A 7,534-nucleotide genomic window follows, 5' to 3' on the forward strand; every position below is an offset into this window, starting at 1 on the left:
TACTAATTCCAGACAAGGATCCCTACCATGGGTTTTAAATGCGGTATTGTTGGACTACCAAACGTAGGTAAATCAACACTCTTTAATGCACTGACAAAAGCAGGTATTGAAGCGGCAAACTTCCCTTTTTGTACCATAGAGCCCAACACAGGTGTTGTACCTGTACCGGATCTTCGCTTGGACAAACTGGCTGAAATTGTAAACCCTCAGCGTGTTATTCCAACCACAATGGAATTCGTTGATATTGCAGGTTTGGTTGAAGGCGCTTCAAAAGGTGAAGGTTTAGGAAATAAATTCCTAGCTAACATCCGCGAAACCGACGCGATTGGCCATGTGGTTCGTTGTTTCGACGACGAAAACATTGTTCACGTTGCGGGTAAAGTTAACCCACAAGACGATATTGATATCATCAATACCGAGCTTGCACTTTCAGACTTAGAAACCACAGAGAAAGCCCTACACCGTGTTGCTAAACGCGCTAAAGGTGGCGATTCTGATGCTAAGTATGAACTTAAAGTATTGGAAAAAATTAAGCCTCATTTAGATGAAGGTTTATTACTTCGTTCTTTAGAACTAACTAAAGAAGAACATGCAGCAATTAGCTACATGAACATGCTTACCCTTAAGCCAACCATGTATATTGCTAACGTTGACGAAGATGGTTTCGAAAATAACCCATACTTAGACAAAGTACGCGCTATCGCTGAAAGCGAGAACGCAGTGGTAGTGGCAGTATGTGCGGCTATCGAGTCTGACATTGCTGAACTTGAAGACGACGAGCGTGAAGAATTCATGCAAGACATGGGGCTTGAAGAGCCAGGTCTTAACCGTGTTATCCGTGCAGGCTATAACTTGCTTACCCTTCAAACCTATTTCACGGCTGGGGTAAAAGAAGTGCGTGCTTGGACCTTCCCTGAAGGTTCAACTGCACCACAAGCAGCTGGTAAGATTCACACCGACTTCGAGAAAGGCTTTATTCGTGCCGAAATCGTCAGCTACGATCACTTTGTTGAATTCAACGGTGAACAAGGCGCAAAAGACGCCGGTAAGTGGCGCTTAGAAGGTAAAGAGTACATTGTTAAAGATGGCGATGTGATTCACTTTAGATTTAACGTGTAGTAAGAAATGTAGCCTAGGCTAGCGCCTCTATTAACGTTACAAAAACCACCCTTAGGGGTGGTTTTTTATTGCCTGTAGAATTAGTTGTTGATTTAACAGGCAATGACTCGGTACTTTAAGTACATAAAGAGACACTTATACCAGTGTTAATAATAAGATTTACATCAGGGCTTACAATAAAATGATTAAAAGACTCGTTCATTCACTTTCTGCGCTTTCTCATATAACAGCACTTCCTCAGATATTAGCACGTCCACAGATATCAGTTCTGGCAGTATCGCTCTGTGTGACCTTTTTGGGTGTAAGCAGCGTTTTGTCTACCGCGCACGCAAAGAGTCATGAAAAAAGCCCTGAGGACACTCAAATAAAAGAAAAGCTCTTGCTTGATACCGACATAGCCAACAAATGGTACAAGGTGCCTAATAAACATATCGTTACTTTTGAAACACACTATGGTGATGTGGTCATAGCGTTGAACCCCGTTTTAGCGCCTCGTCATGTAAAACGCTTTCGTAAGCTAATAAAAACTGATTTTTATCAGCAGCAGTATTTCTACCGCGTGGTAGATGGTTTTGTAGCACAAGGTGGCAGTAACGAAAGTCATGAGCCTTCGCCAGAAACCGGTAATTTGAAGGCTGAGTTTGTTACCCCCCTCTCATCTTCTGCGATTGTTATAGAAGAAAACGACATGTTTGCCCCAGCTACAGGCTTCCTAAATGGGTTTCCTGTAGGAATAGATAGCGCTAGAAATGAAATGTGGGCACTTCACTGCCCTGGCACGGTCGCTTTTGCCCGTAATAGTGAAAAGGACACTGCCAGCACCGAGTTTTATATTGTGATTGGACAAGCGCCGCGGCATTTAGATAGAAATATGTCAGTTATTGGCCGAGTACTCGAAGGAATGGACGTGATACAGCAGTTACCAAGGGGCCCAATAGAAAATAGTGGCGTTATTGAAATACCTTCGGATAAGAGCCAAATTAAAAATAGTTACGCAGGTAACAAAGATACGTCGGGTAAACAGTATTATATTCAGCTTCCTTCGCATCCCGAATACCAAAAACGTATGAAAACCGGGCAAATACTCGATAATTCTTTCTTTCACGACAAAATTTATAGTCCTAGACCTATAGATGTTTGCTATTACCAGACTAAAACTTCATCAACGCCATGGAATTAAGTTTGGGTTTATTGGCGATATTTGATTAAATTCACTGCACTTTGACTAGATTTTAAACCTGAATGCACAGATATTAGCCACTTAGAAAAAGTTAGTAAAAAAGGGGTTGACGGTCGCCAGTCATATCCGCATAATACGCGCCACTTCCTGAGAGGGAAAAGAAAAAGCCGGAGGCTATGTAGCTCAGTTGGTTAGAGCACATCACTCATAATGATGGGGTCGCAAGTTCGAATCTCGCCATAGCCACCAATTTTTCTTTTTATCTAACTTCTCTTGAGGTTCTGACTGTGCGGGAGTGGTGGAATTGGTAGACACGCTGGATTTAGGTTCCAGTGCTTCACGGCGTGAGAGTTCAAGTCTCTCCTTCCGCACCACAGTTGGGGTATAGCCAAGTTGGTAAGGCAGCGGGTTTTGATCCCGCCATTCGTAGGTTCGAGTCCTGCTACCCCAGCCATTTTTTCCTAGTAATTGCGCTTTTGCTGCGTGGTTATCACTTGGGGTATAGCCAAGTTGGTAAGGCAGCGGGTTTTGATCCCGCCATTCGTAGGTTCGAGTCCTGCTACCCCAGCCATACATAAGAAACCGGTCCTTCGACCGGTTTTTTGTTTTCTGGCATACATAAAGTTGTAATCTAACTACTTATTCCCTCTTCACTCTTTTTTTCCACATGCTACTATATTTGCTTACTGTGTCTTTTGAGCTCTCCAACTAGGTACTCTTTTTAAGTACGCTCTTTTAAGGTTCATCAATTTTAGATAATGGCCTTTTAAGCAATAAACAGCCTCTTGAGGTTTTCTACGGGTCTCACAACAACAAAAGCAAAGGAAAACGCGTGATAGAAAACTTTGTCTCGGCGGTAAATAACGTTTTATGGGGTAACGGCCAAGTATTAATCATAATGCTATTAGTATGTGGTATTTGGTTTACTGTTAAATTAGGTGGTGTTCAATTACGTCACTTTGGTCACATGTTTACCTTGTTAAAAGGAAGCAATAAATCGACCAAAGACGGCATTAGCTCATTTCAGGCATTGTGTACTAGTTTATCTGCCCGAGTAGGTACCGGTAATCTAGCAGGGGTAGCGGTAGCCATCTCGCTTGGAGGCTCTGGTGCTATCTTTTGGATGTGGATGATTGCCATACTAGGCATGGCCACAGGCTTCGCTGAGAGCGTTTTAGGGCAATTGTATAAAGTACGTGATGAAAACGGTGAGTTTCGTGGCGGCCCTGCGTATTACATTAAACAAGGTTTGAATAAAACCTGGTTAGCGGTAGCCTTTTCTTTATGTCTTTTCTTCGGTTACGGCTTTGTCTTTAGTGCGGTGCAAGCAAACACCATCACTGATGCGTTAAACAACGCGTATCAATTCCCCAGCGAATACACGGGCATAGCGATTATTGCTCTATCCTCTTTAATCGTAATAGGTGGCTTACGGGGCATTGCTAGATTTGCTGAATTTGTTGTGCCTTTTATGGGTATTGGTTATGTCTTAGTGGCATTGGGGATTACCTTTATCAACATCTCAGAACTTCCTGCTATGTTGATGGATATCATCAAGTCTGCATTTGGATTGCAAGAAGCCGGCGCGGGCGCATTAGGTGCAGCGATTAAAAACGGTATTCAGCGCGGCCTATACTCAAACGAAGCCGGAAGTGGCTCTGTGCCACATGCTGCGGCCAGTGCAGTGCCTAATCCTAACCACCCAGTGTCACAAGGTTACATTCAAATGCTGGGCGTGTTTTTAGATACTATGGTGCTGTGTACCTCTACCGCCTTCATTATTCTACTTGCAGGCGGCTCTAGCTCCGAGCAAATGGAAGGCATTAGATTAACCCAAGATGCAATGAGCAGCCATTTAGGCGAAGGCGGAACCGACTTTGTTGCCGCAGCCATTAGCTTGTTTGCGTTTACTTCGGTTGTAGCCAACTATGCCTACGGCGAAAGTAACTTACATATGTTCAAACTCGATAACCGTGCAGGCCGAGCTGCCTACACGATAGGTTACTTGGGAATGATTTACTGGGGTGCTCAAGCGGCCATGCCACAAGTATGGGCCATGGCCGATATGGCATTAGGGTTAATGACTGTTATCAATATCATTGCTATCGTGTGGATGACACCTACTATCGTATCTATCAGCAAAGATTACTTTGCTAAACGCGATAGGGGTGAAAAGGTAGAATATAAAACTGGAGACTGTGAAATTCAGGGTAAATCTGAAGACGGTATTTGGTAAGAGAAAGACCTACTTTTAACGTCAGGTTCAGCATTAAAAAGCCGTGGAACAATGTATTTTGTACCACGGTTTTTTATATCAGGCCTAGTACGTTTATTTGGGCCTTAACAATTCAAACATGTTGCTACTGTCTACACTGAAATAATCCCCTGCTCCACCACCGCGCATGACAGGTTCTGCTTTCAACGTTTTATACACACCCGCTTCAATCATGTCCTTTTGAATATGAACACCCACGACCTCTCCCATCACAAACCAACTTTCACACAAGCCGCCTTCCGCATTTTTAAGTTGCACGATATCGGTAAGCTTACATTCCATACTAACGGGGCTTGATTTTACCCGTGGTACATCAACAATGTGTGAAGCTGCTGTATCTAAACCTGCAAACGCGAATTCATTTTCATCAAAAGCTAATGGTGCACTGGTTTGATTCATTGCCTCTAATAATGGTTTGCCGACAAGATTCCAACAGAACTCACCGGTTGCTTTAATATTTTTCAGCGAATCTTTATCACCCACGCTAGAAAAACCGATAATAGGTGGCGTGTAATTAAGTGCATTAAAAAAACTGTAAGGCGCTAAGTTTAGCTTACCGTCTTTACTTTTTGACGAAATCCAACCAATTGGCCTAGGAGCGATAATGGCGTTGAACGGATCGTGTGCGAGGTTGTGACCTAACTTGGGTTCGTAAAAATGAATATCGGACAAGAGTTTTCCTTAGCAGCGACTATCGTCAATTTACTAACGTTATTTTACCAATACGAGTATAGCGGCTAAGGCGTTTAAATAGCAGTACCGGTTTTATTAATTAGGTGATGAGTATTCGTCATTGACTTACATATCGAAGGGAACAAAAAAACGGCGTAAAGCCATGCTTATACGCCGTTTCGTCACAATAAATCAATCTTGCGAATTACTTACTTCTTCGCTTTTTTAAGCTCTTTCTTAAGCTTTTTAAGTTTACCTTCTTGCTTAGAAATTTTAGCTTTTGTTACTTTGATTTCTTGTTTAACTTTTTTAGCTTTAGCCATTATGAATATCCTTTTATTGCTATTTTTTATTGAGTGAAGAACGCAAGGCAATATGCGCCCACTCGATGTAATCACTGGTTTAAGAGCAATGCATTTTTGATAAAGCAGAAGCGCTAATCCGAAGACTTGGCTTTTTGCTCTTCAGTGAATTCTTTAATAAACCGCCTGATCTCTCTAGCCGCTGTAGTATCTAACTCTTCGCAAAGATGAATAAAGTCAGCACGCTCCTGATCGTTTATACGAATGATCAGCTGACTATTCTTTTTTTTCTTCTTCTTATCCAACATAAGTCCTCATCAAGAACGGTATTATCTACAAAAGCCAGGCTGTATAAGCCAGCACATACCAGTTCATGCGATTTATGGCTATACAGCATATAGCACTTGTATATACACTTTCAAGGTTTTTTCGTTCTTGTATAGTGTTATTTCTTGACTGTCTTACGTAACCGGCACGTAAACGAGATAGCAATATATGAGGAAATTAAAGGTAAAAAAAACGGCCTTTGATAATCAAAGGCCGTTTTTGTTTACGTGTACTTTATAAGAACTTTTGTAAAGCCATAGCTATTTCACTACGGGTAGAAAAGTTAGTTCTCTCTACCTTCTCTCTACCTTACTTGGGTTTTCTCTACCTTATTTAGGTTCCCAGGCAAACGATTTGAATGCATCGTCTACAGGGGTTTCAGCTAGGTGGTTTGTGTAGTTACTCATCACTTTTTGCGCCAAAATTAGAATGATTTCTAATAGTTGCTTGTGCGCATAACCCGCATCGTAAAATGCTTTAAGCTGTGCATCATCGATGTGGCCACGACCACGCGTTACTGCTAGTACGGTATCTTTCAAGGTATTTAGCTTGGCATCAGAAAGGGTTTCGTCGTTACGTAACTCTTCAATTAGCTCGTCACTTACTTTCATGCTTTTAGCAATGCCAGTATGCGCTGGTACACAGTAATGACACGCATGCTCTACGTTAACCGCTTGCCATACTACAGTAAGCTCTTCTGCATTAAATGACGTATCTTGTGCCAAACCGTGAAGTACTTGATAACCTTCAAGCAACGTTGGCGCTTCCGCCATTACTGCATGCAAGTTAGGGATCATACCGAAAGCTTTTTGAGAATTCTCAAGAAGTGGTTTAGCTGCTTCAGGTGCGCTATCTGCTGTGTGTAATGTAAAATCGCTCATGTCACTCTCCTATTGATGTGAACTGAAAACCAGTAACTAAAAAGATAATAAATACTGATTACGTTTTGATGTAATACAATATAGGTTTACTTGAACACTTGTTCAAGTCATAATTGAACAAGTGTTCAAAACATTCGAATATAAGGTATACCAGAATGAAATATGTAGAGTCTGAAGTGATTGAGAAGGCCACCACGCTTTTTTGGCAAAAAGGCTTTCAGGCCGCTGGTATGCGCGACATTCAACAAGCGCTAGATATGCGACCCGGCAGTATTTACGCTCGCTTCAAAAGTAAAGAGGGCTTATTCCAGTTAGTAGTGGAAAAGTATGTTACGAACAGCCAAGAAAAACTCAGCATTGTTATTAATGCCGATTGCCCACTTGACGCTTTGCGTGCATTTTTTGTTAGCGAATTGATTAACCCAGAAGAAATGCGCTTTCAGCGCCAATGCTTATTAATTAAGTCTATTACCGAACTAGAGATGTTGGGTGAAAATGGAAAACAGTCTGTGCTTGATGGTATGAGCACTTTGAAAGCATGTTTCAAATCTATTGTAGAAAAAGCCGTGCAAACCAATTCACTTCCCACCAGCACACCGGTTGATAAAGCTGCAGATTGGTTACAAAACCAATTTGTAGGCCTTCGCACTTTTGCGTTAATGCAAAGCGACGATCACGCCATTGAAACCATGATAGATAAAGTACTCATCGACCTTAAAACTTCTTGGCCTGAGTGATAGAGGTATATGGACAGTGTGCATTAAAAACCTTCCATAGC

The 7,534-nt window shown here is 41.9% G+C and carries 7 protein-coding genes and 4 tRNA genes; 8 read left to right on the forward strand and 3 right to left on the reverse strand.

The genetic code is table 11. The features are described from left to right. Positions 1-27: 27 nt before the first annotated feature. The 7 genes from ychF (at position 28) to C7Y69_RS19580 (ending at position 4,535) form a co-directional block, all read left to right on the forward strand. Positions 28-1,119, forward strand: a complete 1,092-nt coding sequence (gene ychF / locus C7Y69_RS19550) for a redox-regulated ATPase YchF (RefSeq protein ID WP_126873901.1) — start codon at positions 28-30, stop codon at positions 1,117-1,119. Positions 1,120-1,300: 181 nt separating this feature from the next. After that, positions 1,301-2,299, forward strand: a complete 999-nt coding sequence (locus C7Y69_RS19555) for a peptidylprolyl isomerase (RefSeq protein WP_260563879.1) — start codon at positions 1,301-1,303, stop codon at positions 2,297-2,299. Between the two features lie 172 nt (positions 2,300-2,471). Next, positions 2,472-2,548 (forward strand) — tRNA-Met (locus C7Y69_RS19560). A gap of 40 nt (positions 2,549-2,588) precedes the next feature. Then, positions 2,589-2,673 (forward strand) — tRNA-Leu (locus C7Y69_RS19565). 4 nt (positions 2,674-2,677) lie between these two features. After that, positions 2,678-2,753, forward strand: a tRNA-Gln gene (locus tag C7Y69_RS19570). Positions 2,754-2,794: 41 nt separating this feature from the next. Then, positions 2,795-2,870: transfer RNA gene (locus C7Y69_RS19575), tRNA-Gln, on the forward strand. Positions 2,871-3,131: 261 nt separating this feature from the next. Continuing rightward, positions 3,132-4,535: an alanine/glycine:cation symporter family protein gene (locus tag C7Y69_RS19580; RefSeq protein ID WP_126873902.1), complete on the forward strand. Its 1,404-nt coding sequence runs from the start codon at positions 3,132-3,134 to the stop codon at positions 4,533-4,535. A gap of 93 nt (positions 4,536-4,628) precedes the next feature. Here C7Y69_RS19580 and C7Y69_RS19585 read toward each other — a convergent pair whose 3' ends face one another. From C7Y69_RS19585 to C7Y69_RS19590, 3 genes are all read right to left on the reverse strand, one after another. Then, positions 4,629-5,246: a flavin reductase family protein gene (locus C7Y69_RS19585; protein ID WP_126873903.1), complete on the reverse strand. Its 618-nt coding sequence runs from the start codon at positions 5,244-5,246 to the stop codon at positions 4,629-4,631. Between the two features lie 436 nt (positions 5,247-5,682). Further along, entirely contained in the window at positions 5,683-5,856 is a 174-nt protein-coding gene (locus C7Y69_RS21640) for a hypothetical protein (protein ID WP_185864207.1), read from the reverse strand. A 348-nt stretch (positions 5,857-6,204) separates the two neighbouring features. Then, positions 6,205-6,756 (reverse strand): carboxymuconolactone decarboxylase family protein, encoded by a 552-nt coding sequence (locus C7Y69_RS19590; protein WP_013784727.1) that lies wholly within the window; start codon positions 6,754-6,756, stop codon positions 6,205-6,207. Positions 6,757-6,911: 155 nt separating this feature from the next. Here C7Y69_RS19590 and C7Y69_RS19595 point away from each other — a divergent pair, with 155 nt between their 5' ends. Next, complete coding sequence (locus C7Y69_RS19595; protein ID WP_126873904.1) at positions 6,912-7,493, forward strand: TetR/AcrR family transcriptional regulator; 582 nt, start codon at positions 6,912-6,914, stop codon at positions 7,491-7,493. The last annotated feature ends 41 nt before the right edge of the window (positions 7,494-7,534 follow it).

The organism is Alteromonas sp. KS69 (assembly GCF_003989595.1).
Lineage (GTDB): Bacteria > Pseudomonadota > Gammaproteobacteria > Enterobacterales > Alteromonadaceae > Alteromonas > Alteromonas naphthalenivorans.